The organism is Streptomyces sp. enrichment culture, assembly GCF_964272855.1.
Classification (GTDB): Bacteria; Actinomycetota; Actinomycetes; order Streptomycetales; family Streptomycetaceae; genus Streptomyces.
Window position 1 is genome coordinate 4,901,153 of the sequence record NZ_OZ186847.1, and the last position, 25,476, is coordinate 4,926,628.

26 protein-coding genes and 1 tRNA gene are annotated in these 25,476 nt (G+C 71.7%); 17 read left to right on the forward strand and 10 right to left on the reverse strand.

All coding sequences use genetic code 11. From position 1 onward, the window contains the following. Positions 1-44: 44 nt before the first annotated feature. Positions 45-665 (reverse strand): 5-formyltetrahydrofolate cyclo-ligase, encoded by a 621-nt coding sequence (locus ACSU6L_RS21570; protein ID WP_437059135.1) that lies wholly within the window; start codon positions 663-665, stop codon positions 45-47. Positions 666-757: 92 nt separating this feature from the next. Between ACSU6L_RS21570 and galU the strand changes: the two genes are divergently transcribed. From galU to ACSU6L_RS21605, 7 genes are all read left to right on the forward strand, one after another. Beyond that, a complete protein-coding gene (gene galU / locus ACSU6L_RS21575) occupies positions 758-1,660 on the forward strand; it encodes a UTP--glucose-1-phosphate uridylyltransferase GalU (RefSeq protein WP_437059137.1) in 903 nt (300 codons plus the stop codon). Positions 1,661-1,665: 5 nt separating this feature from the next. Then, the gene (gene glp, locus ACSU6L_RS21580) at positions 1,666-2,988 is read left to right on the forward strand and encodes a molybdotransferase-like divisome protein Glp (RefSeq protein ID WP_437059139.1); all 1,323 of its coding nucleotides are present in this window, start codon (positions 1,666-1,668) and stop codon (positions 2,986-2,988) included. Positions 2,989-3,071: 83 nt separating this feature from the next. Beyond that, a complete protein-coding gene (gene moaC, locus ACSU6L_RS21585) occupies positions 3,072-3,587 on the forward strand; it encodes a cyclic pyranopterin monophosphate synthase MoaC (RefSeq protein ID WP_437059141.1) in 516 nt (171 codons plus the stop codon). Continuing rightward, positions 3,584-4,099, forward strand: a complete 516-nt coding sequence (locus ACSU6L_RS21590; RefSeq protein ID WP_437059143.1) for a MogA/MoaB family molybdenum cofactor biosynthesis protein — start codon at positions 3,584-3,586, stop codon at positions 4,097-4,099. Before moaC ends, ACSU6L_RS21590 begins: the two co-directional genes overlap by 4 nt. Next, positions 4,096-4,731: a GNAT family N-acetyltransferase gene (locus ACSU6L_RS21595; protein WP_437064998.1), complete on the forward strand. Its 636-nt coding sequence runs from the start codon at positions 4,096-4,098 to the stop codon at positions 4,729-4,731. The genes ACSU6L_RS21590 and ACSU6L_RS21595 overlap by 4 nt, the downstream gene beginning before the upstream one ends. A 178-nt stretch (positions 4,732-4,909) precedes the next feature. Beyond that, entirely contained in the window at positions 4,910-6,175 is a 1,266-nt protein-coding gene (gene sepX, locus ACSU6L_RS21600; RefSeq protein WP_437059145.1) for a divisome protein SepX/GlpR, read from the forward strand. Positions 6,176-6,240: 65 nt separating this feature from the next. Then, positions 6,241-6,314 (forward strand) — tRNA-Ala (locus ACSU6L_RS21605). Between the two features lie 91 nt (positions 6,315-6,405). On the opposite strand, the gene ACSU6L_RS21610 is transcribed toward ACSU6L_RS21605, so the two are convergent. Continuing rightward, a complete protein-coding gene (locus tag ACSU6L_RS21610; protein ID WP_437059147.1) occupies positions 6,406-6,882 on the reverse strand; it encodes a GNAT family N-acetyltransferase in 477 nt (158 codons plus the stop codon). A gap of 67 nt (positions 6,883-6,949) precedes the next feature. Between ACSU6L_RS21610 and ACSU6L_RS21615 the strand changes: the two genes are divergently transcribed. Then, entirely contained in the window at positions 6,950-7,753 is an 804-nt protein-coding gene (locus tag ACSU6L_RS21615) for an exodeoxyribonuclease III (protein ID WP_437059149.1), read from the forward strand. Here the strand turns inward: ACSU6L_RS21615 and ACSU6L_RS21620 are convergent. After that, positions 7,750-8,403, reverse strand: coding sequence for a MerR family transcriptional regulator (locus tag ACSU6L_RS21620; protein ID WP_437064999.1), 654 nt, complete (start codon positions 8,401-8,403; stop codon positions 7,750-7,752). The two genes, ACSU6L_RS21615 and ACSU6L_RS21620, sit on opposite strands and share 4 nt — an antisense overlap. 178 nt (positions 8,404-8,581) lie before the next feature. Here ACSU6L_RS21620 and ACSU6L_RS21625 point away from each other — a divergent pair, with 178 nt between their 5' ends. The 4 genes from ACSU6L_RS21625 to ACSU6L_RS21640 all read left to right on the forward strand — a co-directional run bounded on the left by ACSU6L_RS21625 (position 8,582) and on the right by ACSU6L_RS21640 (position 12,197). Beyond that, positions 8,582-10,135 (forward strand): flavin-containing monooxygenase, encoded by a 1,554-nt coding sequence (locus tag ACSU6L_RS21625; protein ID WP_437059151.1) that lies wholly within the window; start codon positions 8,582-8,584, stop codon positions 10,133-10,135. Then, entirely contained in the window at positions 10,132-11,049 is a 918-nt protein-coding gene (locus tag ACSU6L_RS21630; protein ID WP_437059153.1) for an alpha/beta fold hydrolase, read from the forward strand. The genes ACSU6L_RS21625 and ACSU6L_RS21630 overlap by 4 nt, the downstream gene beginning before the upstream one ends. Beyond that, positions 11,046-11,939: an SDR family oxidoreductase gene (locus tag ACSU6L_RS21635; protein ID WP_437059155.1), complete on the forward strand. Its 894-nt coding sequence runs from the start codon at positions 11,046-11,048 to the stop codon at positions 11,937-11,939. The genes ACSU6L_RS21630 and ACSU6L_RS21635 overlap by 4 nt, the downstream gene beginning before the upstream one ends. A gap of 75 nt (positions 11,940-12,014) precedes the next feature. After that, the gene (locus ACSU6L_RS21640; RefSeq protein WP_073941445.1) at positions 12,015-12,197 is read left to right on the forward strand and encodes a hypothetical protein; all 183 of its coding nucleotides are present in this window, start codon (positions 12,015-12,017) and stop codon (positions 12,195-12,197) included. A gap of 118 nt (positions 12,198-12,315) precedes the next feature. Here ACSU6L_RS21640 and ACSU6L_RS21645 read toward each other — a convergent pair whose 3' ends face one another. Beyond that, complete coding sequence (locus ACSU6L_RS21645) at positions 12,316-15,567, reverse strand: S41 family peptidase (protein ID WP_437059157.1); 3,252 nt, start codon at positions 15,565-15,567, stop codon at positions 12,316-12,318. A gap of 226 nt (positions 15,568-15,793) precedes the next feature. Here ACSU6L_RS21645 and ACSU6L_RS21650 point away from each other — a divergent pair, with 226 nt between their 5' ends. Together ACSU6L_RS21650 and ACSU6L_RS21655 are read left to right on the forward strand one after the other, a co-directional pair. Next, positions 15,794-16,396, forward strand: coding sequence for a TetR/AcrR family transcriptional regulator (locus ACSU6L_RS21650; protein ID WP_437059159.1), 603 nt, complete (start codon positions 15,794-15,796; stop codon positions 16,394-16,396). A 95-nt stretch (positions 16,397-16,491) separates the two neighbouring features. Then, complete coding sequence (locus tag ACSU6L_RS21655) at positions 16,492-18,708, forward strand: MMPL family transporter (protein ID WP_437059161.1); 2,217 nt, start codon at positions 16,492-16,494, stop codon at positions 18,706-18,708. An 82-nt stretch (positions 18,709-18,790) separates the two neighbouring features. On the opposite strand, the gene ACSU6L_RS21660 is transcribed toward ACSU6L_RS21655, so the two are convergent. From ACSU6L_RS21660 to ACSU6L_RS21670, 3 genes are read right to left on the reverse strand one after another with little or no spacing between them, the layout of a single operon-like run. Then, positions 18,791-19,279: a hypothetical protein gene (locus tag ACSU6L_RS21660; RefSeq protein ID WP_437059163.1), complete on the reverse strand. Its 489-nt coding sequence runs from the start codon at positions 19,277-19,279 to the stop codon at positions 18,791-18,793. 4 nt (positions 19,280-19,283) lie between these two features. Continuing rightward, positions 19,284-20,423, reverse strand: coding sequence for a hypothetical protein (locus ACSU6L_RS21665; RefSeq protein ID WP_437059165.1), 1,140 nt, complete (start codon positions 20,421-20,423; stop codon positions 19,284-19,286). Next, a complete protein-coding gene (locus tag ACSU6L_RS21670) occupies positions 20,423-20,971 on the reverse strand; it encodes a hypothetical protein (RefSeq protein WP_437059167.1) in 549 nt (182 codons plus the stop codon). The genes ACSU6L_RS21665 and ACSU6L_RS21670 overlap by 1 nt, the downstream gene beginning before the upstream one ends. Positions 20,972-21,092: 121 nt before the next feature. Here ACSU6L_RS21670 and ACSU6L_RS21675 point away from each other — a divergent pair, with 121 nt between their 5' ends. The 3 genes from ACSU6L_RS21675 to ACSU6L_RS21685 all read left to right on the forward strand — a co-directional run bounded on the left by ACSU6L_RS21675 (position 21,093) and on the right by ACSU6L_RS21685 (position 22,860). Next, positions 21,093-21,644 carry a YbaK/EbsC family protein gene (locus tag ACSU6L_RS21675; protein ID WP_437059168.1) on the forward strand — a complete coding sequence of 184 codons (552 nt, stop codon included), beginning with the start codon at positions 21,093-21,095 and terminating at the stop codon, positions 21,642-21,644. Further along, a complete protein-coding gene (locus ACSU6L_RS21680; RefSeq protein ID WP_437059170.1) occupies positions 21,641-22,486 on the forward strand; it encodes an EamA family transporter in 846 nt (281 codons plus the stop codon). The genes ACSU6L_RS21675 and ACSU6L_RS21680 overlap by 4 nt, the downstream gene beginning before the upstream one ends. A gap of 98 nt (positions 22,487-22,584) precedes the next feature. Beyond that, on the forward strand, positions 22,585-22,860 hold the full coding sequence (locus tag ACSU6L_RS21685) for a DUF1876 domain-containing protein (protein ID WP_073941788.1): 276 nt from the start codon (positions 22,585-22,587) through the stop codon (positions 22,858-22,860). 12 nt (positions 22,861-22,872) lie between these two features. Here ACSU6L_RS21685 and ACSU6L_RS21690 read toward each other — a convergent pair whose 3' ends face one another. The 3 genes from ACSU6L_RS21690 to ACSU6L_RS21700 all read right to left on the reverse strand — a co-directional run bounded on the left by ACSU6L_RS21690 (position 22,873) and on the right by ACSU6L_RS21700 (position 25,386). Further along, complete coding sequence (locus tag ACSU6L_RS21690) at positions 22,873-24,039, reverse strand: serine hydrolase domain-containing protein (protein ID WP_437065000.1); 1,167 nt, start codon at positions 24,037-24,039, stop codon at positions 22,873-22,875. Positions 24,040-24,136: 97 nt separating this feature from the next. Next, positions 24,137-24,583 carry an organic hydroperoxide resistance protein gene (locus ACSU6L_RS21695; RefSeq protein ID WP_437059172.1) on the reverse strand — a complete coding sequence of 149 codons (447 nt, stop codon included), beginning with the start codon at positions 24,581-24,583 and terminating at the stop codon, positions 24,137-24,139. Positions 24,584-24,729: 146 nt separating this feature from the next. Continuing rightward, positions 24,730-25,386, reverse strand: coding sequence for a TetR/AcrR family transcriptional regulator (locus ACSU6L_RS21700; protein WP_437059174.1), 657 nt, complete (start codon positions 25,384-25,386; stop codon positions 24,730-24,732). Positions 25,387-25,476: the final 90 nt, after the last annotated feature.

Sequence of the window (25,476 nt, forward strand, 5' to 3'; positions counted from 1 at the left end):
GCGTGGAGGACCCCTTTCACATGCCCGCTCTCACATCCCCCGCTTCACCCGCTCCCGAAGCGGCGCACGCCCGACGGCGTCACCACCGCCTGCACCGGCCGGTCGTGCGCCTCCTCCGGGACGTGCTCGACGACCTCCGAGTCGTACAGCAGCACCACCAGCGCCGGACGCGCGTCCGCGCGCTCCAGCCGGGCGAGGACACGGTCGTACGACCCCCCGCCGCGCCCCAGCCGCATGCCGCGCGCGTCGACCGCGAGGCCGGGCAGCAGCACCACGTCGGCGGCGGTCACCGCGTCCACGCCGAGGCGGTCGCCGACGGGCTCCAAGAGCGCCATCCGCCCGCCGTGTTGAACCTGGGCGAGCGAGCCCTCGCCGGCGTACACGCCCCAGTCCAGATCGTTGTCGGGCAGCAGGGCGGGCAGCAGGACGCGCACGCCCCGCGCGCGCAGCGCGTCCAGCAGCGCGCGCGTGCCCGGTTCGCTCCCCACGGACACGTACGCCGCCACCGTGCGCGCATGCGCCAGCTCGGGCAGCTCCAGCGCCCGGCCGGCCAACGCCACCGCGGATTCCCGCACGTCATCCGCCGTCAACCTGTTCCTCACGGCGATGAACCCTCGTCGCAACGATCGCTTGTCAGGCTCCGCGGCAGGTCCCATGTGGCTCATCTGTCACCCCATCCTGTTCCAATGTGCTCATATGAGCGCCAATTAGCCGGAGTCCCAGATTCCCTACCAAGGCACCGGATATGGTGGCGGGCATGACTCAGTCGCACCCCAGGATCAGCAAGGCTGTCATTCCCGCAGCCGGTCTCGGTACCCGGTTCCTGCCGGCGACCAAGGCCACTCCCAAGGAGATGCTGCCGGTTGTGGACAAGCCGGCGATCCAGTACGTGGTCGAGGAGGCCGTGTCGGCGGGCCTCGACGACGTCCTCATGATCACGGGTCGCAACAAGCGTCCCCTTGAGGACCACTTCGACCGCAACTACGAACTGGAGTCCGCGCTCGAGAAGAAGGGCGACGCCGAACGGCTCGCCAAGGTGCAGCAGTCGAGCGACCTCGCGACGATGCACTACGTCCGCCAGGGCGACCCCAAGGGCCTCGGCCACGCCGTCCTGTGCGCCGCCCCGCACGTCGGCGACGAACCCTTCGCCGTCCTCCTCGGTGACGACCTGATCGACCCCCGCGACCCGCTGCTCAAGCGGATGATCGACATCCGGGAGCGGCACGGCGGCAGCGTCATCGCGCTCATGGAGGTCGCTCCCGAGCAGGTCCACCTCTACGGCTGCGCCGCCGTCGAGGCCACCGCGGAAGGCGACGTCGTCAAGGTGACCGGGCTGGTCGAGAAGCCCGACGTGGCCGACGCCCCGTCGAACTACGCCGTCATCGGCCGCTACGTCCTCGACGCGCACATCTTCGACATACTGCGCAAGACCGAGCCGGGCCGCGGCGGCGAGATCCAGCTGACCGACGCGCTCCAGCAGCTCGCCCAGGACGAGAAGGTCGGCGGCCCGGTGCACGGCGTCGTCTTCGAGGGCCGCCGCTATGACACCGGCGATCGTGGCGACTACCTGCGTGCCATTGTCAGACTCGCGTGCGAACGTGAAGACCTGGGACCGGACTTCCGGACCTGGCTTCGCAGTTACGTCACCGAGGAGATGTAGCCACCTTGAGCACCGCCGCGCCCCACGCCACCGGTCAGGACCACCTCTGGTCGGTGGACGAACACCTGGAGGACATCCTCGCGACCGTCCGCCCCCTCGAACCCATCGAGCTGAACCTGCTCGACGCCCAGGGCTGCGTCCTGGTCGACGACGTCACGGTGCCGGTCTCCCTGCCGCCGTTCGACAACAGCTCCATGGACGGGTACGCGGTACGGGTCGCGGATGTCGCGGGCGCGAGCGAGGAGTTCCCCGCCGCGCTGGACGTCGTGGGGGATGTCGCGGCGGGCCAGGCCGGCCTGCTCCAGGTGGGCCCCGGCCAGGCCGCCCGGATCATGACGGGCGCCCCGCTGCCGCCCGGCGCCGAGGCGGTGATCCCCGTGGAGTGGACCGACGGCGGCCTCGGCGAGGGCCCGGTCACCGGGATGCGCGCCCGCAGCCTCGCCCCGGAGGGCGCCACCGGGCAGGTGCGCGTGTACCGGCCGTGCGAGGCACGCGCGCACGTCCGCGCGACGGGCAGCGACGTGAAGGCAGGCGACCGCGCCCTGGAGGCCGGCACCGTCCTCGGCCCGCCGCAGATCGCACTGCTCGCCGCCATCGGCCGCGGCACCGTACGCGTGCGCCCGCGCCCGCGCGTGGTCGTGATGTCCACCGGCAGCGAACTCGTCCAGCCCGACGAGGAACTGGCGAGCGGACAGATCTACGACTCCAACAGCTTCGCGCTCACCGCCGCCGCGCGCGACGCCGGCGCGATCGCCTACCGCGTGGGCGCCGTCGCCGACGACGCGGAGACGCTGCGCACCGCCGTCGAGGACCAGCTCGTCCGCGCGGACCTGATGGTGACCACGGGCGGCGTCAGCGTCGGGGCGTACGACGTCGTCAAGGAGGCGCTGTCGCACGTCGGCGACGAGGACGAGCCCGGCAGCGGCATCGAGTTCCGCAAGCTCGCCATGCAGCCCGGCAAGCCCCAGGGCTTCGGCTCCATCGGCCCCGACCACACCCCGCTGCTGGCCCTGCCCGGCAACCCGGTGTCGTCCTACGTCTCCTTCGAACTGTTCGTCCGCCCCGCGATCCGCACCCTCATGGGCCTCGATGACGTGCACCGGCCGCGGACCCGCGCCACCCTCACCGTGGACAAGCCGCTGACCTCGCCGAAGGGCCGCAGACAGTTCCTGCGGGCGAGGTACGCCGACGGCGCGGTGACCCCGGTCGGCGGCACCGGATCCCACCTGGTCGCGGCCCTCGCCCACGCGGACGCGCTGATCGTCGTCCCCGAGGACCTGGAGTCCGTAGAGCCCGGCACCGACGTCGAGGTGGTCCTGCTCGGCTGAGCGCCCGGCGTTGGAGGTACCGTGTCGCGCACAACAGGCCCGTGCGCCGCACCGCGACGGGCCCGGACCGGGAGCGCCACACCATGACTGTGCCTTCCCGGGGGGAGACCCCCGGACGAGCCCCTGAGCAGGACCGACTGACGCACATCGACGACGCGGGCGCCGCCCGCATGGTCGACGTGTCCGGCAAGGACGTGACCGCGCGGACCGCGCGTGCCGGCGGACGCGTCCTCGTCTCCCCGCGTGTGGTCGAGCTGCTGCGCGGCGAAGGGGTCCCCAAGGGCGACGCCCTCGCCACCGCGCGGATCGCGGGAATCATGGGCGCCAAGCGCACCCCCGACCTGATCCCGCTGTGCCACCCGTTGTCGGTGTCCGGTGTGACACTGGACCTGTCGGTCGCGGACGACGCCGTGGAGATCACCGCCACGGTGAGGACGACGGACCGCACGGGCGTCGAGATGGAGGCCCTCACCGCGGTCTCCGTCGCCGCGCTCACCGTGATCGACATGGTCAAGGCGGTCGACAAGGGGGCGGTCATCACGGACGTACGGGTGGAGGAGAAGACGGGCGGCAAGTCGGGCGACTGGAGCAGGGCATGAGCAACGACGTCCCGCCGTACCGGGCGCTGGTCGTCACGGCCTCCAACCGCGCCGCCGCGGGCGTCTACGAGGACAAGGGCGGCCCGCTGATCGCCGACGGCCTCAAGGCCTTCGGGTTCGCCGTCGACGGCCCCCGGGTCGTCCCCGACGGCGATCCCGTGGAGGCCGCGCTGCGCGCCGCCGTCGACGCCGGGTACGACGTGATCGTCACCACCGGCGGCACCGGCATCTCGCCCACCGACCGCACCCCGGAGGCCACCCGCGCGGTGCTCGACCGGGAGGTGCCGGGCATCGCCGAGGCGATCCGCGCGTACGGCAGGGACAAGGTGCCGACCGCGGTGCTCTCCCGGGGCCTGGCCGGAGTGGCGGGCGGCACACTGATCGTGAACCTGCCCGGTTCGACCGGCGGCGTGCGCGACGGACTGGCCGTCCTCGAACCCCTGCTGATGCACGCCGTCGACCAGATCCGCGGCGGTGACCACCCCAGACCCGGCCATGGGGGTGCGAGCTGAACAGCGCATCCTGGCCCGTCGAGCTCTCGGAGGGCGATGTCGTCCTCCGGCCGATAAAGCTGCGCGACCAGCGGGCCTGGCGCGAGGTCAACCGGCGCAACCGTGACTGGCTGCGCCCCTGGGAGGCGACCATTCCGCCGCCCGCGCCCGGCGGGCCGGTCACGCACCGGCCGACCTACCGGCAGATGGTCCGCCATCTGCGGAACGAGGCGAACGCGGGCCGGATGCTGCCCTTCGTCATCGAGTACCAGGGGCGGCTGGTCGGGCAGTTGACCGTCGCCGGGATCACCTGGGGCTCGATGTGCTCCGGGCACGTCGGCTACTGGGTGGACGAGGCGGTGGCCGGCCGCGGAGTGATGCCCACCGCCGTGGCGCTCGTCGTGGACCACTGTTTCCGGACCGTCGGACTGCACCGGGTCGAGGTCTGCATTCGCCCGGAGAACGGGCCCAGCCGCCGCGTCGTGGAGAAACTCGGATTCCGGGAGGAGGGGCTGCGGCCCCGTTATCTCCACATCGACGGCGCCTGGCGGGACCACCTGGTCTTCGCGCTCACCGCGGAGGAAGTGCCCGACGGCCTGGTGAACCGGTGGCGGCGCACCCGTGTGCAGGGCGGTCAGGGAAATCGGGCTTGAAATTGAATAAACGTTCGAATTCGATCGATGGGTGACGGCTCCGGAACGCCGAATTGACGTTCGCGGGGCCCCGTTGATCGCATCGATCACAAAAAAAGCTCGAAATATCAGCCAGATCGTGCGACACACCGGCTCAATTGGCGGATGGCCTCACGCAAACCCCTCTACCGTGTGAGGCGTGAGCAGCAGCGGCCTCATCTACGCAGTCATCGTCGGGGCCTGGGCCGCCTACTTGGTGCCGATGTGGCTCCGTAGGCAGGACGAGCTGAATGAGGCCCGTCCGACGGAACGCTTCAGCACAGCCATCCGGTTGCTGTCCGGACGGGCCGGGATGGAGCGCCGATACGCCAAGGACCTGCGGGCGCGCTCCGCCGACGAGGAGGAGCCCGTCCTGAGCGACCCGGACGCCGTCACCGACTCGGTGGACGTCCGGGCCTTCGCCGTGCCCCCGACCCGCCCCCAGACCCAGGTGCCCGCGCCGGCACGCGGCGCGGAACGCGCGGAACCGGCACACGCACGGACGTCCGCACCGGCGGACACGGCCGCGGACGCGGCCGGAGGCATGGCCGGGATCGCGGTGGACGGGCCCTCGTCCCGCGGATCGGCACCCGCACCCGAGGCGGGCAAGCAGGTGCCCGCCGCCCGGCGCGCGCCCGGCGCGGAGGCGGCAGCGGCACGGGCCCGGCGCTCGAAGGTCCTCGCGCGCCGACGGCGCACCACCGTGATGCTCTTCCTCGCGTTCACGCTCGGCTCGGTCGTCGCCGCCGTCGGAGGACTCACTTTCCTGTGGGCGCCCGGCGTGCCCGCGGTGCTGCTCAGTGCGTACATCGCGTACCTGCGCGCCCAGGAACGCCGCCGGTTCGCCTACCAGATGGACCGCCGCCGCGCGGAGGTCGCCGCCCAGCGGCTGCGGGAGCGGGTGCGCCAGTCGCGCCGGCAGCCCGCCGCCGCCCCCGCCGACACCGACGCACCCGACGAGGGACCCGAGCCGGAGGCCGACGCCGGCCTGTCCGCGCTCGCCGCCGACCGGCGGGCGCTCGTCGAGCAGACCGACCACGCCGAGTGGGTCGACCAGCAGCGGGAGCGGCAGCGGCGGCCGGGACACGGCGACAGCTGGGAGCCGGTACCCGTGCCGCTGCCGACCTATGTGACCGCGCCGGTCGCGCCCCGGGCCACCGCCGATGTCGACCTCGGGGCGGCGGACGCCTGGAGCTCGGCGCGGTCGAGTGCCGTCGCCCGCGAGGAGGAGACCCGGCTGACCGCCGAGGCGCCCCAGGAGGACCCCGGGGACGGTGCGGCGGACCACGAGGGGGACCGGCCGGAGAGCGGCGGCCGCAGCGACGCCCGGCGGGCCGCGTCCGCGCGGCGGGCCCGGGAGCGGGGGCGTACGCCGCTGTTCGACCAGTACGAGGACGGCGACCGGCCCCGCGCGGCCAACGAGTAGCCCGCCCGACCTGGAGCGGATTTCCGAGCAGGGCGATCGAGGTGCTAAAGTTTCACTCGTTGCAAGGGCCTGTGGCGCAGTCCGGTAGCGCACCTCGTTCGCATCGAGGGGGCCAGGGGTTCAAATCCCCTCAGGTCCACGCAGCATAGAGCCCCGCTGGGATTCCAGCGGGGCTCTATCGTGTTGTGCGACGGGCGAGGGCCAGGTGACTGGCCCTCAAGTGGTCCGCGTCACAGCGTCTTCGCGTAGCAGCGGCTCGCCTCGTGGAAGCGGTAGTAGCCGAACTTGGCGCACGGTTCGTAGCCGCTGGAGGTGTACAGGGCGATCGCCTCCGGCTGCTGGGTGCCGGTCTCCAGGACCATGCGGGTACGGCCGGCCGCGCGGGCGTCGTCCTCCAGGGCGGCGAGCATGCGGCGGGCGAGGCCGAGGCCGCGCATCTCCCTGATCACGTACATCCGCTTCAGCTCGGCGTCGCCGTCCTCGTTGCCCTCGTCGTTCTGGTCCTGGCGCCGCCAGCCGCCGGTGGCCACGGGCCGGTCCAGCTCGTCGTACGCGATGAAGTACACGCCGTTCGGGGGGTCGAAGTCGGCGGGGTCGAGCGGGGTGGCGTCGCCGCCGTCGCCGTAGCGCTCGTGGTACTCGGCCTGGACCTCGTCGTTGAGCTTGACGGCGTCGGGATGATCGAAGGAGACGCGGCGTATATTCATGTGAAGCATCGTACTTCTATGCAGAGGGCAATCTGGACTTCGTCCAGTGTGCCGGTATCGTGCCGGGGTGCTCACTGTGACCTCCGTGAACGTGAACGGGCTGCGCGCCGCCGCGAAGAAGGGCTTTGTGGAGTGGCTGGCCGGTACCGACGCCGATGTGCTGTGCCTTCAGGAGGTACGCGCCGAGCCGCAGCAGTTGCCCGAACATGTGCGGACGCCGGACGGCTGGCACGTGGTGCACGCCCCGGCCGCCGCGAAGGGGCGCGCGGGCGTCTCCCTGTACACCCGGCGTGAACCCGACCGCGTGCGGGTGGGGTTCGGGTCGTCCGAGCTCGACCGCAGCGGGCGCTACGTCGAGGCCGACCTGCCCGGTGTGACCGTCGCCTCCCTCTATCTCCCCTCCGGCGAGGTCGGCACCGAGCGGCAGGACGAGAAGCTGCGCTTCATGGGCGAGTTCCTGGCCTACCTCAAGGAACTGCGCGAACGCTCCGCCGCCGACGGCCGTGAGGTCCTCGTCTGCGGCGACTGGAACATCGCCCACCAGCAGGCCGACCTCAAGAACTGGCGCGGCAACACCAAGAACTCCGGCTTCCTGCCGGAGGAACGCGACTGGCTCACCCAGGTCCTCACCCCGGAGGCCGGCGGCTACGTCGACGTCGTACGGGCACTGCACCCGGAGACCGAGGGCCCGTACACCTGGTGGTCGTACCGGGGGCGGGCCTTCGACAACGACACCGGATGGCGGATCGACTACCACGTGTCCACCCCCGGCCTCGCGGCCAAGGCGGTCAAGGGGTACGTCGAGCGCGCCGCCACGCATGCCGAGCGCTGGTCGGACCACGCGCCGGTCACCATCGTCTACGACCTCTAGTCCTGCTCTGGTTCTGCTCTGCTTCCGCTCTGGTTCTGTTTCCGCAGTCGCCGGTCCAGTGCCAGTGACAGTTCCGCCTCCATCACGCTGCGGGCCAGTGGGCGGAGGCGGTCGATGTCGGTTTCCCCGGCGTGGCGGAGGATCAGGTCGGCGAAGAGGTCGGCCAGGGCGTCGGCGTGTTCGCGGACGTGTTTGCCGGCGGCGAGGACCTCGGCCAGGGGGATGCCCTCGTGGACGAGGGCGGAGGAGACGTCGAGCAGGCGGCGGCTGATGTGGACGATCTCGTCGCCGTCGGTGCCGAGGTAGCCGAGTTCCAGGGCGGCGGCGAGGTTCTCGGGGGTGGCCTGGCCGGCGAAGTGGTCGGCGAGTTCCTCGGGGGTCAGGCGGACCGGGGTCTCCTCGGTGGGGGCGCCGAGGCCGAGGAGGTCGCCGACGTCGCGGCCGTGGTCGAAGGCCTCGGCGAGTTCGGCGATGCCGTTCAGGGTGTGGCCGCGTTCCAGCAGGGCGCTGATGGTGCGCAGGCGGGCCAGGTGGTGGTCGTCGTACCAGGCGATGCGGCCCTCGCGGCGGGGTGGCGGGATCAGCTTGCGTTCGCGGTAGAAGCGCAGGGTGCGCACGGTGATGCCGGCGAGGCGGGCCAGTTCCTCCATGCGGTACTCGCGCTTCGCCGCCTGCTTCTCTGCCTTGTCTGCCACGTTCGAACCCTAAGTCGTACCGTCGGTAACTTTCCTCGTTCCGACCCCTACCGGTGAGTACGGCTCTCCTCTAGTCTCCCCATTGCGCCAGTGTTCACTGGCATGGTCGCGAGCGATGCGTGGAGGCTTCGGGATGGCCGAGCACGAGTACGAGCATGTGCGGGTGGCGGTGGTCGGGTCCGGGTTCGGCGGGCTCGGGGCCGCCGTGCGGCTGCGGCGGGAGGGCATCACCGACTTCGTGGTGCTGGAGCGCGCCGGCAGCGTCGGCGGCACCTGGCGGGACAACAGCTATCCGGGGTGCGCCTGCGACGTGCCGTCCCACCTGTACTCGTTCTCCTTCGCGCCCAACCCCGACTGGCCGCGCACCTTCTCCGGGCAGCAGCACATCCGCGCCTACCTGGAGCATGTCGCGGACGTCTTCCGGCTGCGACCGCACCTCCGCTTCAACGCCGAGGTGAAGATGATGACCTGGGACGCCCAGAAGCTTCGCTGGGAGATCGAGACCAGCTCCGGGCGGCTCTCGGCCGACATCGTCGTCTCCGCCACCGGGCCGCTGTCCGACCCGAAGATCCCCGAGATTCCGGGCCTGGACTCCTTCCCCGGCAAGGTGTTCCACTCCGCCCGCTGGGACCACGACTACGACCTGCGCGGCAAGCGGGTCGCGATGGTCGGCACCGGCGCCTCGGCGATCCAGATCGTGCCCGCCATCCAGCCGCAGGTCGGCCGGCTGACCCTCTTCCAGCGCACGCCCCCGTGGGTGATGCCCCGGATGGACCGCGCGATCAGCGGTGCCGAGCGGTGGCTGCACCGGCAGCTGCCGTTCACCACGCAGGCCCGGCGCGGACTGCTGTGGGGCATCCGGGAGTTGCAGGTCCAGGCGTTCACCAAGCACCCGGGCGAGCTGGGCTTCGTCGAGCAGCTGGCCAAGCGGAACATGGCCCGAGCGATCAAGGACCCGGCGCTGCGCGTCAAGCTCACCCCCGACTACCGCATCGGCTGCAAGCGGATCCTGCTGTCCAGCGAGTACTATCCGGCGCTCGCCCGGCCGAACGTCGACGTCGTCGCGAGCGGGCTCAAGGAGGTGCGCGGTTCGACGCTCGTCGCCGCGGACGGCAGCGAGGCCGAGGTCGACGCGATCATCTTCGGCACCGGGTTCCACGTCACCGACATGCCGATCGCGGAGCGGGTCGTCGGCGCGGAGGGCAAGACCCTCGCCGAGGTCTGGAAGGGCGGCATGGAGGCCCTGCGCGGCGCCTCCGCGGCCGGGTTCCCCAACTGGATGACGATCATCGGGCCCAACACCGGCCTGGGGAACTCCTCGATGATCCTGATGATCGAGTCCCAGCTGAACTACATGGCCGACTTCGTACGGCAGCTCGGCGTGCTCGGCGGGCGCGCCGCACTCGACGCGCGTCCCAGCGCCGTGAACGCCTGGAACCGGCGGGTGCAGGAGCGGATGAAGCGCACGGTGTGGAACACCGGCGGCTGCACCAGCTGGTATCTCGACGCGAACGGGCGCAACACCACCATCTGGCCGGGCACGACGTCCGAGTTCCGGCGGGCGACGCGGCGGGTGGACCTCATGGAGTACGAGGTGCTGCGGGCGCCGGCCAAGGGTGCCGCCTCCGAGGACGCCGGCAGCGCCGCCCCGGCCAAGGCTGCCGAGACCGCCGAGGCCGCCATATGAGCCGCCTCCTCCACGTCGTCTCCGGCCCCTACGCCCCGCCCGCGCCCGCGCACGAGCTGACCGTCGTCTCCGCCGACGGCGCGCGGCTGCACGTCGAGGTGCACGGGCCGGAGAACGCGCCTGCCGTCGTCCTCATCCACGGCTGGGCCTGCTCTACCGCGTTCTGGGCCGCGCAGATCCGCGCCCTGGCCACCGACCACCGGGTCATCGCCTACGATCAGCGCGGCCACGGCCGCAGCCCCGCGAGCCCGGCGTGCAGCACCCACGCCCTCGCCGACGACCTGGAAGCCGTGCTCGCCTCGACCCTCGCGCCCGGTGAGAAGGCGGTGCTCGCCGGCCACTCCATGGGCGGCATGACGGTGATGGCGGCGGCCGGGCGCGCCCGGGTGCGGGAGCACACGGCGGCCGTCCTGCTGTGCAGCACGGGCAGTTCGCAGCTGGTCGCCGCCGCCACCGTCGTACCGCTGCGCCCGGGACGGCTGCGCACCTGGCTGACGCGGCGCGTTCTCGCCTCGCGCGCCCCTCTCGGGCCGGTCACGCGGCTGGCGAAGCGCGTCCTCAAGTACGGCACGATGGGCGCCGGTTCCGCCCCGCACATGGTGGAGGCGTGCGCTCGGGTCGTGCACGCCTGCCCGCGCGCCGTGCGCTACAGCTGGGCGCGCGTCCTCGACGTGCTCGACCTCGACCACGGCGTACGGGAGTTGAGCGCGCCCACGGCGGTCGTCGTCGGCTCGCACGACCGGCTCACGCCACCCGCGCAGGCGCGGGCGCTCGTCGCCGCGCTCCCGCGGGCGGCCGGCCTCACCGAGCTGCCCGGGCTCGGCCACATGACACCCGTGGAGGCGCCCGAGCTGGTCACCGGGAAGATACGGGAACTCGTCACGACGTACGCGAAGGTGAGGGAAGGCGCATGAGCAGGGTGAGCCTCGAAGGGCAGGTCGCGGTCGTCACGGGGGCCGCGCGCGGCGTCGGTGAGCTGCTGGCGCGCAAGCTGTCCGCGCGCGGGGTGAAGGTCGCGCTGGTCGGGCTGGAACCGGACGCGCTCAAGGACGTCTCCGCGCGGCTGCACAGCGACAGCGACCACTGGCACGCCGACGTCACCGACCACGAGGCGATGGCCCGGGTGGCCCGGGAGGTCAAGGAGCGGTTCGGGAAGGTCGACATCGTGGTCGCCAACGCGGGTGTGGCGACCGGTGGTCCGTTCGCCGACTCCGATCCGGAGGCCTGGCGGCGGGTGATCGAGGTCAACCTGATCGGTTCGGCGGTGACCGCGCGGGCGTTCCTCCCGGTGCTGATGGAGAGCCGCGGCTATCTGCTCCAGATCGCCTCCCTCGCCGCCATCACGCCGGCGCCGATGATGACCGCGTACTGCGCGTCCAAGTCGGGTGTGGAGGCGTACGCGCACAGCCTGCGCGCGGAGGTCGGGTACCGGGGTGTGAAGGTCGGCGTCGGCTATCTGTCGTGGACCGACACGGACATGGTGCGCGGGGCCGATCAGGAGGACGTCATGCGGGAGTTGAGGCAGCGGCTGCCGTGGCCGTCCAACAAGACGTACCCGCTGGGACCGGCCGTGGACCGGATCGTGGCCGGCATCGAGCGGCGCTCCGCCCATGTGTACGGGCAGTGGTGGCTGCGCGGGATGCAGGGCGTGCGCGGGTATCTGCCGGCGGTGATCGGGACGGTCGGGCAGCGGGAGATGCGGCGGTTCGCGGACCGGCTGGAGGGCATGCGGACCGGGCTGGTGGGCGCGGGCGGCGCGGCCGACGAGGAGGCCCGGATGATGCGGGCTACACAGCGTGACTGATCGACATGCAGAGCGTGTTGGCCCGTGTGAATCTGAGGGAGCCCCATCCCCCACCCATCACAGGGAGTGAATCACATGGGCATGAAGGACAAGTTCCAGGACCAGGCCGAGCAGTGGCAGCAGCAGGCTCGCGACAAGATGGGCCAGGCCAAGGAGCCGGGCCAGAACCGCCGCGGCCAGCGTCGTGAAGACGAGCCGACGCCGCCGCGCGAGCGGGAGCGTGAGCAGGAGCGCCTCGACGACGACTACGACGCGTAGCCGCTGCGCTCGGCTTGGCTGGATGCAGGGTGCCCTCTTCGCCGGGGGCACCCTGTGCGTTTCGGCTGCGTCGTCGGGTGCGGGTGGGTGGGGGGTTCTCGCGCAGTTCCCCGCGCCCCTAAAGAGCAGTCCTCGGCGGGAGTTTCGGGCGGGTTCTGTCCGGGACGTTCGTGTAGTCCGGGGGGTCTGCCGGGGGGTTGGTCTTCAGGAGGTCGAGGGCCAGGTGGACGGCGTCGTCGAGTTGGGCGTGGCGGCCTTCCGCCCAGTCGAGGGGGGTGCGCAGGGCTTCCACGTCGGGGGTGACGCCCTTGTTCTCGATGGACCAGCCGTACGCGTCGAACCAGGCCGCGTTCATCGGCACGGTGATCACGGTGCCGTCGCCGAGGCGGTGGCGGCCGGTCATGCCGACGACTCCGCCCCAGGTGCGCTGGCCGACGACCGGGCCCAGCCTCAGGAGTTTGAACGCGGCGGTGATCATGTCGCCGTCGGACGAGGTCGCCTCGTCGGCGAGTGCCACCACGGGTCCGCGCGGGGCGTTGGAGGCGTAGGACACCGGCTGGGCGTCGCGGGTGAGGTCCCAGCCGAGGATGGTGCGGGTCAGTTTCTCGATGACGAGTTCGCTGATGTGGCCGCCGGCGTTGCCGCGTACGTCGACGATGAGGGCGGGCCGGGAGACCTCCTTGCGCAGGTCGCGGTTGAACTGGGCCCAGCCGGAGCCGCCCATGTCGGGGATGTGCAGATAGCCGCAGTGGCCGCCGCTCAACTCGCGGACGACTGCGCGGCGTTTGGCGACCCAGTCCTGGTAGCGCAGGGGCCGCTCGTCGATGAGGGGGACGACGGCGACGCGCCGGGAGCGGCCCTCGCCCTCGGCGGGGGTGAAGGTCAGTTCCACGGTCGTACCGCCCGCTCCGGCGAGCAGCGGGTAGGGGCCCGTGTCGGGGTCCACGGGGCGGCCGTCGACATGGGTGAGGATCGCGCCCTCGCGGATGCCGGAACCGGCCAGCGGGGAGCGGGCCTTGGAGTCGGAGGAGTCGCCGGGGAGGATGCGGCGGACCGTCCAGCCGCCGTCGCGGCGGACCAGGTTGGCGCCCAGCAGGCCCTGCCAGCGGTGGTATTGGGGCGGGCCCTCGTTGCGGCGGGCGGCGGTGACGTAGGCGTGGGAGGTGCCGAGTTCGCCGAGGACTTCGCGCAGGAGGTCGGCGAACTCGTCGGGTGAGGCGACCCGGTCGACGAGCGGGCGGTACTGGGCGAGGACGGCGTCCCAGTCGATGCCGGACATGCCGGGGTCCCAGAAGTAGGCGCGGATCAGCCGGCCGGCCTCTTCGTAGGACTGGCGCCATTCGGCGGCGGGGTCGGCCTCGTGGAGGATGCGGCGCAGGTCGATCCAGGTGGTGCTGTCGCTGTCGCCGGGCTCGGTGGCGGGGACGGCGCGCAGGTCGCCCTCGTCGACGACGACCAGCCGGCTGCCGTCGCCGCTGACGGCGAACCAGTCGAGGTGTCCGACGAGTTCGGACCGCTTGGCCTTGTTGATGTTGAAGTACTCCAGGGTGGGGCGCCCGCTGGTGTCGTCCGGGTTGACGAAGGTCTCGCCGAGCGCGCCGGAGATCGGCCAGCGCAGCCAGACCAGTCCGCCGCCCGCGACGGGGAACAGCGCCGAGTACTTGGAGGCGGCGACGGGGAACGGGGTGACCCTGCTCTCCAGGCCCTCGGCCTCCACGGTGACCGCGGTGCTCTCGCCGCCCTCCTCGTCGGCGGTCTGGCCGAGGCCGCCGGCGGCGGTGCGGCCGTCGGGGTCGAGTGCGAAGGGGGAGGGGGTCGCGGAGGAGAGCGGGACGAGGTAGGGGCGGCAGCCGAGGGGGAAGGAGAGGTCGCCGGTGTGGACGTCGTAGACCGGGTCGAAGCCGCGCCAGGAGAGGAAGGCGAGGTAGCGGCCGTCGCGGGTGAAGACGGGATTCTCGTCCTCGAAGCGGCCGTTGGTGACGTCGACGACGAAGCGGTCCTTGATCCGGGCCATCTTGATCTGCCGGAGGCTGCGGCCGATGCCGGGGTGGGACCAGGTCAGCCAGGCGCCGTCGGGGGAGAAGGCGAGGTCGCGGACGGGGCCGTTGACGGAGCGGATCAGTTCCGTTACCTCGCCCTCGGCGTCCTCCGTCGTGTCGAGCAGCAGCAGCCGGCCGTCGTGGGAGGCGATGGCGAGGCGTTCGCCCTGTGGGTCGGAGACCATTTCGTGGACCCGGCCGAGTTCGCCGGAGGCGAGCCGCCGGGGCGCGACGTCGCCGGTGGCGCGGGGCAGGTAGGCGATCTCGACGGCGTCGGCGCCCTCCGCGTCCGTGACGTAGGCGACCCGGCCGCCGGGGCCGAGCATCTCGGGGAGCCGGACGCGGACGCCGGGGGTGTCGGCGATGGTGCGGGCGGGGCCGTCGCGGTGGGTGAGCCAGTAGAGGCTGCCGCGGACGACGACGGCGCTGGCCCGGCCGGTGTCGTCGACGGAGAGGCCGTTCACGTGCTGCGCGGCCGGGACCTGGTAGGGGCGCCGTCCGGTGCGCGGCCCGCTGAGCCGGATGTCGAGGCGGCGCGGGACGGAGCCGGGCGCGAGGTCGTCGACGAGCCAGAGGTCGCCGGCGCACTGGTACACCACGCGGGTGCCGTCGCTCGCGGCGTGCCGGGCGTAGAAGGCGTCGTGGTCGGTGTGCCGGCGCAGGTCGGAGCCGTCGTGGGCGCAGGAGTAGAGGTTGCCGACGCCTTCGTGGTCGGAGAGGAAGGCGATGCGTTCGCCGACGAACATGGGGGAGTGCAGATGGCCCTCCAGGTCGGCGAGGAGCCGCTGCCCGTGCAGCCAGAGGCGGCCCATGGCGCCGCCGCGGTACCGCTTCCAGGAGGCGGGTTCGTGCGGTGGGGTGCCGGTGAGCAGGAGGGTCCGGTGGCCGTCGGTGAGGTCGGCGACCTGGATGTCGGAGACCGGTCCCCAGGGCAGTTTGCGGCCGGGGTCGCCCTCGGGGGAGACCTTGTAGGCCCAGGTGAAGTACGAGAAGGGCTCGCCGTGGGAGGCGACGGCGAGGATGTCGGCGGCGCCGTCCTGTTCGGGGGGCGTCCAGCCGCGGACCTGGGTGTCGGGGCTGCCCCAGTAGGTGAGCTGCCGCGCCTGGCCGCCCTCCACCGGGATCAGATGGATCTCGGGGACGAGGCTGCGCCAGCTCGTGTACGCGATGTGGCGGCCGTCGGGGGAGAAGCGGGGGTGGCCGGTCTTGGTGCGGTCGGCGGTGAGCCGCCAGGCCCGGCCGGGGGCGTCGAGGGGGGCGAGCCAGAGGTCGTCCTCGGCCACGAAGCACAGCAGGTCGCCATGGAGGTGGGGCAGGCGCAAATAGGTCATCTCTTCATGCTTTTCCCGGGCCGGAGGCCGGGCAACTTATGCGGCTTTGACAGACGTGACCCAGCACACGTACGAAACGGTTTCGTTTCGTAAGCTGCCCGCGCTACAGTGCTCCTGTACGAAACGGTGTCGTTCACCAACCGCCCGGTCGCGGGCCGTCGTTTACGAACCGTGTCGTTCGGAACCCGTGAGAGACAGCCGGAGACCCGTGAGAGAGGTGAGGACCATGGCAGAGGCCGCCACCGCGCGCCGCAGCCGCCTCACACCCGAACGGGAGGCCGAGCTGTACACGGCCGTGCTCGACCTGCTCCGTGAAGTCGGCTACGACGCCCTGACCATGGACGCCGTGGCCACGCGCACCCACTCCAGCAAGGCCACCCTCTACCGCCAGTGGGGCGGCAAGGCCGAGCTGGTGGCGACGGCGATGCGGCACATGAAACCGGGCGGTGTCGCCGACGTGGACACCGGGTCGCTGCAGAGCGACCTCCACGCCCTCGTGACCCGCGAGGACGACTGCGCGATGGAACAGAACACCGCCCTGATGCGGGGTCTGGCCATGGCGGTCCACACGAACCCCGACCTCCTGCGGGCGTTCAAGGAACTCATCATCGAACCGGAGCTGGAGGAGTTCGGGCGGGTACTGCAACGCGCCGTCGACCGGGGCGAGGTCCGCGAGGACAACCCGGCGACGGGATTCGTGCTGCACATGCTGCTGGGCGCCTTCGTCACCCGGGCGCTGATCGACGATCTGCCACCGACGCAGGCCTTCCTCACCTCGTACATCGACGCCGTGGTCCTCCCCGCCCTCGGCGTCCCCACCACCACCTGAGCGACCTGGCTCGGACCACCTGACGCGACCGCTCACGTCGTCGGGCTCAAGACCCCTGCCCTGACAACCCCACGACTGACCGGGAGAACGCCCTCGTGGCCACGTTCCTCTACCGACTCGGCCGGTTCTCGTTCCGGCGAAGGCACTTCGTCGCCCTGATATGGGTGGCGCTGCTGACGCTCGCGGGCGTCGGCGCCGCCAGCGCCCCCACTCCGGGCTCCACCTCCTTCTCGATCCCCGGCACCGAGGCCCAGAAGGCCTTCGACCTGCTGGAGGAGCGCTTCCCCGGCATGAGTGCCGACGGCGCCACCGCGCGGGTCGTCTTCAAGGCGCCCGACGGCGAGAAGATGACCGACGCCGAGCACAAGGCGACCGTCCAGAAGACCGTGCGGGAGCTGGCCGACGGCTCCGAGGTCGCCTCCGCCGTCGACCCCTACCAGGCGAAGTCCGTCAGCCAGGACGGCAGGATCGCCTACGCGCAGATCAGCTACAAGGTCTCCGGCATGGAGCTGGAGGACGCCAGCAAGGACGCCCTGGAGGACGCCGCCGAGGACGCGCGGGACGCCGGGCTGACCGTCGAGGTCGGCGGTGACGCCCTGCAGGCCGTACCGCACACCGGCAGCTCCGAGATCATCGGTATCGCGGTCGCCGCGGTCGTCCTCGTCATCACCTTCGGCTCGCTGCTCGCGGCCGGACTGCCGCTGCTCACCGCCATCGTCGGCGTCGGCATCGGCGTGGCGACGATCTCCGCGCTGGCCAGCCCCCTCGACCTGGGCTCCACCACCTCCACCCTCGCCACGATGATCGGCCTCGCGGTCGGCATCGACTACGCCCTGTTCATCGTCTCCCGCTACCGCGCGGAACTCGCCGAGGGCCGCGACCGCGAGGAGGCCGCCGGACGGGCCGCCGGCACCGCGGGCTCCGCGGTGGTCTTCGCCGGTCTCACCGTCGTGATCGCCCTGGTCGGCCTGTCGGTCGTCAACATCCCGATGCTGACCAAGATGGGCGTCGCCGCGGCCGGCACGGTCGTCATCGCCGTCCTGATCGCCCTCACGATGATCCCCGCGCTGCTCGGCTACGCGGGCCGCAAGGTCCGCCCGGCCGGCGAGAAGAGCAAGCTGCTCGGCGGTGGCCGCGCCCCGAAGAACCCGGACCGCCCGAACATGGGCACCCGCTGGGCCAGCTTCGTCGTACGCCGTCCGGTGGCCGTCCTGCTGCTCGGTGTCCTCGGCCTCGGTGCCGCCGCCGTCCCGGCGTCCTCGCTCGAACTGGGTCTGCCCGACGACGGCTCCCAGCCGACGTCCACCACCCAGCGCCGCGCCTACGACCTGCTGTCCGAGGGCTTCGGGCCCGGCTTCAACGGGCCGCTGATGGTCGTCGTCGACGGCAAGGGCGCCGAGGACCCGCAGGCGCTGTTCGGTGACGTGGCCGACGAGGTCAAGGGCCTGGACAACGTGGTGACGGTGACCCCGCCGGCGCCGAACAAGGCCGGCGACACCGCGACGATCACCGTCATCCCGGACGCCAAGCCGTCCTCGGCCACCACCGAGGACCTGGTCCACGCGATCCGCGACACCGGCGCCGACGTGACCGCCGGCACGGACGGACAGGTCCTCGTCACCGGCGCCACGGCGATGAACATCGACGTCTCCGAGAAGCTGAACGACGCGCTGCTGCCCTACCTCGCCCTGGTCGTCGGCCTCGCCTTCCTGCTCCTGATCGTGGTCTTCCGCTCGATCCTCGTCCCGCTGAAGGCGGCCCTCGGCTTCCTGCTCAGCGTGCTGGCGGCGCTCGGCGCGGTGGTCGCGGTCTTCCAGTGGGGCTGGCTGTCCGGTCTGATGGGCGTCGAGGAGACCGGCCCGGTCATGTCGATGATGCCGATCTTCATGGTCGGTGTGGTCTTCGGTCTCGCGATGGACTACGAGGTGTTCCTCGTGACCCGGATGCGGGAGGCGTACGTCCACGGCGAGAAGCCCAGCCAGGCGGTCGTGACCGGCTTCCGGTACGGGGCGCGGGTCGTCACCGCCGCCGCGGTGATCATGATGGCCGTTTTCGCGGGCTTCATCGGCTCCAGCGAGTCCATGGTCAAGATGATCGGCTTCGGCCTCGCGATCGCCGTCCTCTTCGACGCGTTCGTCGTCCGCATGGCGATCGTCCCGGCGGTGCTCGCGCTGCTCGGCGGCAAGGCCTGGTGGCTGCCGAAGTGGCTGGACCGCGCGCTGCCCAACGTCGACGTCGAGGGCGAGGGCCTGCGCACCGGGTCCGACGGCCGCAAGGACCCGGACGAGGACCGCGAACTGGTCCGCGCCTGACCGCGCGCACCGGGTGAGACCAGCCGGTGAGGGCTCCGTGGGGACGGGGCGCCCTCACCGGCTTCTTCCTGCCGCGGCGGGCTCAGCCGCCCTGGAGGCGCAGGCGGAAGGCGGGGCAGACGTCCGGGTCGCCGTCCTCGTAGAGGTACGTGCGCCCGGCGTCCTCGGCGATCGACAGGCTGTCGAGGGTGTCGCCCGGCAGGAAGCGCTCCGGTGCGGTCAGGGAGAGGGTCACGTGCGCGAACTCGGTGGCCGAGGTGCCTCCCGGCACCACGGACCAGGTGCCGGACCCGTCGAAGGAGTCGCCGAGTTCGCTTCTGTGCCAGTCACCGGTCGGCCAGCCGCGGACGGTGACCTTGCCGCCGGACCCGCTCTCCGACACCTTGAGGGTGATCGTCGTGCCCTTGGCGTCGCCTTCGCCCACGTAGGTGCCGGCGAGTTCGCCGGAGGTGGCGCCGACCGCCTGCTCCCCCATGCAGCCCTCGACCGCGGTGGACGCGGACGAGCAGCCGGCCAGGCAGGTCAGCAGACCCAGCACGGCGGCGGCCGCCGGCGGACGTACTCGGGACACTGGTTCACTTCCCCTTCGCCGGAATGCGTTCGGTCCAGACGATCTTCTGGTCCACGGACGAGAAGACGCCCTCGTCACGGTTGAACTTCTCCAGCCAGTCGTAGTAGCCGACATAGTGCAGGAACGATTCGTTGCTGGTGTTGTTCTTCAGGGTGTACTCGACGACGACGGAGCCGTCGGGGTCCTGGCCCTTGACCGTGTAGTTCAGGTTGTACGAGCCGGTGAACGCCTCGCCCAGATGGTCCTCGTCCCCGGTGACGATCGCCGGCAGGTCCGTGGTGATCAGCTTCTTGAACGCCCCCAGCTTGCCGCTCTCGGAGATCGAGTACGCCACGCTGCCCTCGGGCTGCCCGGTGGCCCGCCACTGCTCCAGCGTGTCCAGGCGCAGCTGCTCCATGCTCTCGCTGGACCGGATCAGCTCGGTCATCTCGTCGCCGTAGTAGTACTCGCGGTGCCGGGAGCCGTCACCGGTCACCCAGTCCCAGCCCAGCGAGTACGGATCGTCCGAACTGAGCGCCGGATAGGGGTCCTTGCCCTGGAAGGCGAGGTTCAGCGCGTTGTACTCGGCCTCGCCGATCTTCTTGGTGGAGTCGATGTCCGTGAGCAGCGGGTCGCTGTTGAACCACTGGCCCAGGCCGATGTCCGCCATCAGGCTGTAGGCGAGGTTGCGGTCGGCCGTGACGCCTCGCTTGAGGATCTGCGCGATCTCGAGATCCGCCGCCTTGATGGTCTTCTTCTCCTCGTCGGTGAGATCGACCTTGCAGACGTTGCCGATGACGTCGGGGGACAGCGTGCCGTCCGAGTTGATGTGGAGGCCCTTCTCCCCGGCCCGCCGGACGGCGTCCTTCAGGTCCTTCTGAGCGGACTTCAGGTCGCCCACCCCGTCCTCGACGACGCGCCGAGCCGCGTCCGCCACCTTCGTGGCACTCTCCAGCTGGCGTTCGATGTCGTCGATCATCTTCCAGGCGTACGGTGCCGCGGCGCCTTCCCAGTAGCCCTTGTCGCGCAAGGGGCTGAGCGCCTCGTCGTGCACGCGCTTGGCGAGACCCTTGATCTCACGGTGGATGGTCTCCCAGCGGTCCGCCAGGTTGTCCAGGGTGGACAGGTCCACGGCCAGCAGAGAAAGGTAGAACGTCTCCGCCATCAGAAGTCCTCCAGCACCGAGCGGAGGCGTACCTGGCCGGTCGTCTGACCCACGGCGACGTCGGCCTTCGTGTAGGTGCCGTCGCTCGAGCGCAGGCTCTCGGATATGTGGGCGAGCCATCCCGTGACCGTGCCGGCCTGCCGCTCCCACTGCCGGTGAGCGAGCCGGATCGCCCGTGCCGACTCCAGCCCCTCCAGCGCGCCCACCGCCTTCGTCGCGGGCTCCTCCAGCGACGCCGCCGGCTTGTAGAAGCGGTCGCGGATGTCGTCCAGCTGCCCGGCGGCCTTCTTGAGCACACCCGGTGCGATGTTCAGGTCCACCGACCGCCCGCCGGAGGGTCCCGGTGGCTGGAGGAGCCCGGGAGGATTCGGGCTCAGTGGCGGCCGGTACAGCGGGTCCGCGGTGCTGTCGGCGGGCGGCGCGGTGTAGTGGCCCTCCCAGCCCGGCATCACCTTGTGCCGTTCGATCTCGTCCGGGCTGAGCGGAAGCTTCGCCCCGTCCGGCTCCGGAAGCTTGTCGTCCCCTGTGGCTTTGCTGCCGTCGCTCATGAGTGATCCCCCGTTCTGCGTGTATCACCCGTCAGGAAATCATGATGACGGTCGGATGATCACATCCAGGATGTGCAAAACCCGATGAGCGCTGGTCGGGGCATGTCGTAGCGTGCCGTGCATGACGACAGCCGCCACTGACGCCGGAGGATCCGGAGCCCACCCCCGATTCGCCGAGGCCCTGACGCAGATGGGGCTGGCGGAGGTGCTGGGACGCGTCCGGAGGTTCCCGGACGAGACCCGTACCGCCGCCGAGGCCGCCGCCGCGATCGGCTGCGAGCTGAGCCAGATCTGCAAGTCGCTGATCTTCGCCGCGTGGGGGTCCCCCCTGCTCGAGCGAAGCCGAGAGCTTGGGGGAGGCGTCCCGGTGCTGGTCCTGATGGACGGCGCCTCACGGGTCGACGTGGAGCTGGTCCGGCAGGCGCTCGGCGCCACCGAGGTCACCCGGGCCAAGGCAGACGTCGTACGGGAGACCACGGGGTACGCCATCGGGGGCGTGCCGCCGTTCGGGCACCGCACCAAGACGCGGGTCCTCGCCGACCGGGGCCTGCTCGACAACGACGTGGTGTGGGCCGCCGCCGGTGACCCGCACACCGTCTTCCCGATGGAGCCCAAGTCGCTCGTCGCGCACGCCGGCGGCACCCTGGTGGACGTCCGCGAGCAGCAGGTGTGACCCCGCTGGTCACCGCGGCCGTCCTGGCGGCCGCGGTCACCCACGCCGGCTGGAACGCCATCGCCCACCGCATCACGGACAAGCTGGTCGGGTTCGCCCTGATATCCGGCGGCGGGGCCCTGATCGGCCTGCTCCTGGTGCCGTTCACGGCGGTGCCCGCGGCCGCCGCCTGGCCGTACCTGCTCGGCTCCGCCGCCATCCACATCGCGTACTACGCCCTGCTCATGCGGTCCTTCCGGCTCGGCGACTTCGGGCAGGCCTACCCCATCGCCCGCGGCAGCGCGCCGCTCGTCGTCACCGTGCTGGCCGCCGTCTTCGCCGACGAGGTGCCGGACGGCTGGGCCGCCGCGGGCATCGCGCTGTCCTGCGCCGGGCTGACCGGCGTCGCGCTGTGGGGGCTGCGCGGGCGGCGCCCGGACTGGGCCGCGATCGGGGCCGCGCTGGCGACCGGCCTGACCATCGCCGCGTACACGCTGGTCGACGGGCTCGGCGTGCGCGCCTCCGGCTCCTCGCTCGGGTACATCGCCTGGCTGATGCTGGTCCAGGGGACGGTCATCCCGGCGTACGCCCTGTACCGCTGGCGGGGCGCGTTCCTCGCCACCGTGCGCCCCTTCGCCGGGCTCGGGCTGCTCGGCGCGCTGATGTCCGTCGCCGCGTACGCGCTCGTCCTGTGGGCGCAGACCCGCGCGGAGCTGGCGCCCATCGCCGCCCTGCGGGAGTCGTCGATCATCGTGGGCGCGGCGATCGGGGCGGTGGTCTTCAAGGAGCGGTTCGGCGTGCCGCGGATCATGGCGGCCGGGCTGCTGGTGGCCGGGATCTCCCTGATGCTGCGCGCGGGCTGAGCCCGGACCGCGGCTCCCGGCTGATCGGAGGCCCCGAATGGATGCGTCCGTACGCCATCTGGCGCACCCTGGAATCAGGTCTTCCGGAGGTGATCGTCATGATGCACACCGCAGTGGGATGGCACGTCGAGCTCGAATTCAAGGAGGACACCCAGCACACGGAGGCCGCCGCACTGGTGCGTCTGCCGGACGGTACCGAGGTACGGTCCCATGGCCACGCCAGCAGGCACCACACCGACGCGAATCAGCCCAGGGTCGGCGAGGAGATCGCCGGGGCCCGGGCGCTCAACGAACTCGCCATGCAGCTGCTGACCAAGGCGCACGACGAGATCGACTCGGCGTCGGGGCGGACCTCGCACGCCATCCACGTATGAATCCGTGACATGTCATGGGCCGGTGAGGGCGGTGCGGACCGCCCTCACCAGTGACTGGGCCCGCGGATCCGCCGTGACGCTCTTGCGGAAACCGTTCGTCACATAGCCGAAGGCGATCCCCGACTCGGGGTCGGCGAAACCGAGCGAGCCGCCGCGGCCCGGGTGGCCGAAGGAGCCCGGGGACAGCAGCGGGGACGCGCTGCCGTGCAGCATGTAGCCGAGGCCGAAGCGGGTGCCGACGACCAGGACCCGGTCCGGCCCGGCGGACCGCTCGCCGCGCGCCAGCTCCACCGTCTCCGGCTCGAACAGCCGGATGCCGCCGTCCACGTCGCCGATCAGGGACGCGTAGAAGCGGGCCAGGCCGTCCGCGGTGGCGATCCCGTTCGAGGCGGGCAGGGCGGCCGCGCGGTAGACCGGGTCGTTCTCGTCGGGCTGCGGGGTGATCGCCGCGAACGCGCGGCGGGTCAGCGAGTCCGGGTCGGCGTACGCGTCGGAGACCGCGCGCTTCGGGCGGGTCCGCAGGGTGCCCGCCGTCTCCGTGACCGCCACCTGGCCGACCCGCCCCACTCGCGCGGCCTCGGCCTGCGGCAGCCCCAGCCAGAAGTCCGCGCCGACCGGGCCGGTGATCTCGTCCGCGATCCACGCGCCGATCGGCCGGCCGGTGACCCGGCGCACCAGCTCGGCGGTGAGCCAGCTGTACGTCTGCGCGTGGTAGCCGTGGTCCGTGCCCGGCTCCCACACCGGTGCCTGCGCCGCGACCGCCTCCGCGCCGAGCACGGGGTCGGCGGCCTCCGCGACCGTCAGCGGCCGGTCCAGCACCGGCACGCCCGCGCGGTGCGCGAGCAGATGCCGTACGAGGGTGTGCTCCTTGCCCGCCGCCTTGTACTCCGGCCACCACTCGCCGACCGGCGCGTCCAGGTCCAGCTCGCCGCGCTGGTGCAGCAGCAGGAGTACGGCTGCGGCGACGCCCTTGGTGGCGGAGCGGACGATCTGCGCGGTGCCGGACCGCCAGGGCTCGGTGCCGTCGACGTCCCGCGTGCCGCCCCACAGGTCGACGACCTTGTGCCCGTCCCGGTAGACGGTGACGGCGGCGCCCCGGTCGCCCAGCGTCTCGAAGTTCCGTACGAACGCGTCCCTGACCGGCTCGAACCCCTCCGCTACCGTGCCGTTCACATCCACGTCCGTCACGTCCGTACTCCGTTCCGGTGACTCACCTGCGACAGTGGGTGCAACGCGAACGTGCGGCCTGCGATTCCTCGCCGTCGGCGCCTTCCGGCTAGCCGAGCAGAATCGTGACGTCGATGTTGCCCCGGGTGGCGTTCGAGTACGGGCAGACCTCGTGCGCCGCGTCCACCAGCTTCGACGCGATGTCCGCGTCGAGGACCGGCAGGGAGACGCTGAGGGCGACGGCGAGGCCGTAGCCGCGCTGCCGGTTGGGGCCGATGCCGACCTTCGCGGCGACCGTGGAGCCGCTCAGGTCGTAGCCCTCCCGCCGGCCGACGAGGACCAGCGCGCTGTGGAAGCAGGAGCTGTAGCCGGCCGCAAACAACTGCTCCGGGTTGGTGCCGTTGCCGTCGCCGCCCAGCTCGGGCGGCATCGCGACCCTGAGGTCGATGTGGCCGTCCTGGCTGGTCACATAGCCGTCCCGGCCGCCGTGCGCGGTGGCCTCGGCGACGTACATGATCTTCGTCGGGCGGGCGTCGACGGTGGTGTCTTCGAACACGGCGGGACCTCCCCCAGGGCGGCACGGAAGCGACCCGTGCAGTTGCATCGTGCACAAGGTACCGATGAGTAGGTTTCTGGTCCGGGCCAGGGGGTGGCAACCGCGGGTAACACGTGTGGCCGGTCAGGGGGCGGCCGGGGGGGCGGTCACACGGCCGGGCGTACCGCGTAGTCGGCGAGGGACGGCTCCAGGGCGGCGAAGGCCGTGCGGGCCTGGTCGGTGACGATCCGGGCGATCTCGTCGTTGTCGCGGCCGTCCAGCGTCAGCCGCAGCGTCTCCTCGAACAGCAGCCGGTGGACGCCGCCCAGCAGCGTCGCGGCCACGCGGGGCCGGATGTCGTCCGGGGGCACACCGGTCTCCTCGGCGAGGGCGCGGGCGAGAGCCTTCTCGCGGGCGTCGTGGAACTCGCGCAGCCGGGCGACCAGGGCGGGGCTGTCGGTGATCATCCGGGCGAAGGGCAGGCCGGAGAAGCCGATCACCGGGTCGTGTTCGGCCGCGGCGGCGAGGAAGGCGCGGCGGAGCGCGGCCAGCGCGGACTCGCCGGGGGCGCGGTCCCGGACGGTGGCGGCCGGCATTCCGACGAAGACGTCGGCCATGTCGAGGGCCAGGTCCTCCTTGCGCGGGAAGTAGTTGGTGACGGTCATCTTCGCCACCTGGGCGGCGGCGGCCACGTCCGCGATCGTCACCTTGTCGAAGCCCCGCTCCAGGAAGAGGCGGGTGGCCTCGTGCGAGATCTTCTCCCTGGTCCGGCGCTTCTTCAGGGCCCTGAGGCCGGCCGTCGGTCCGGTTGTCGGTTCGCTCACGCGTCCAGTCTATCTAGGTACAGCCTAAAAATATGCTTGACACAATTCTAGGTCCGACCTAAGTTTGTGCGCTCACGACGAAAGGAACCC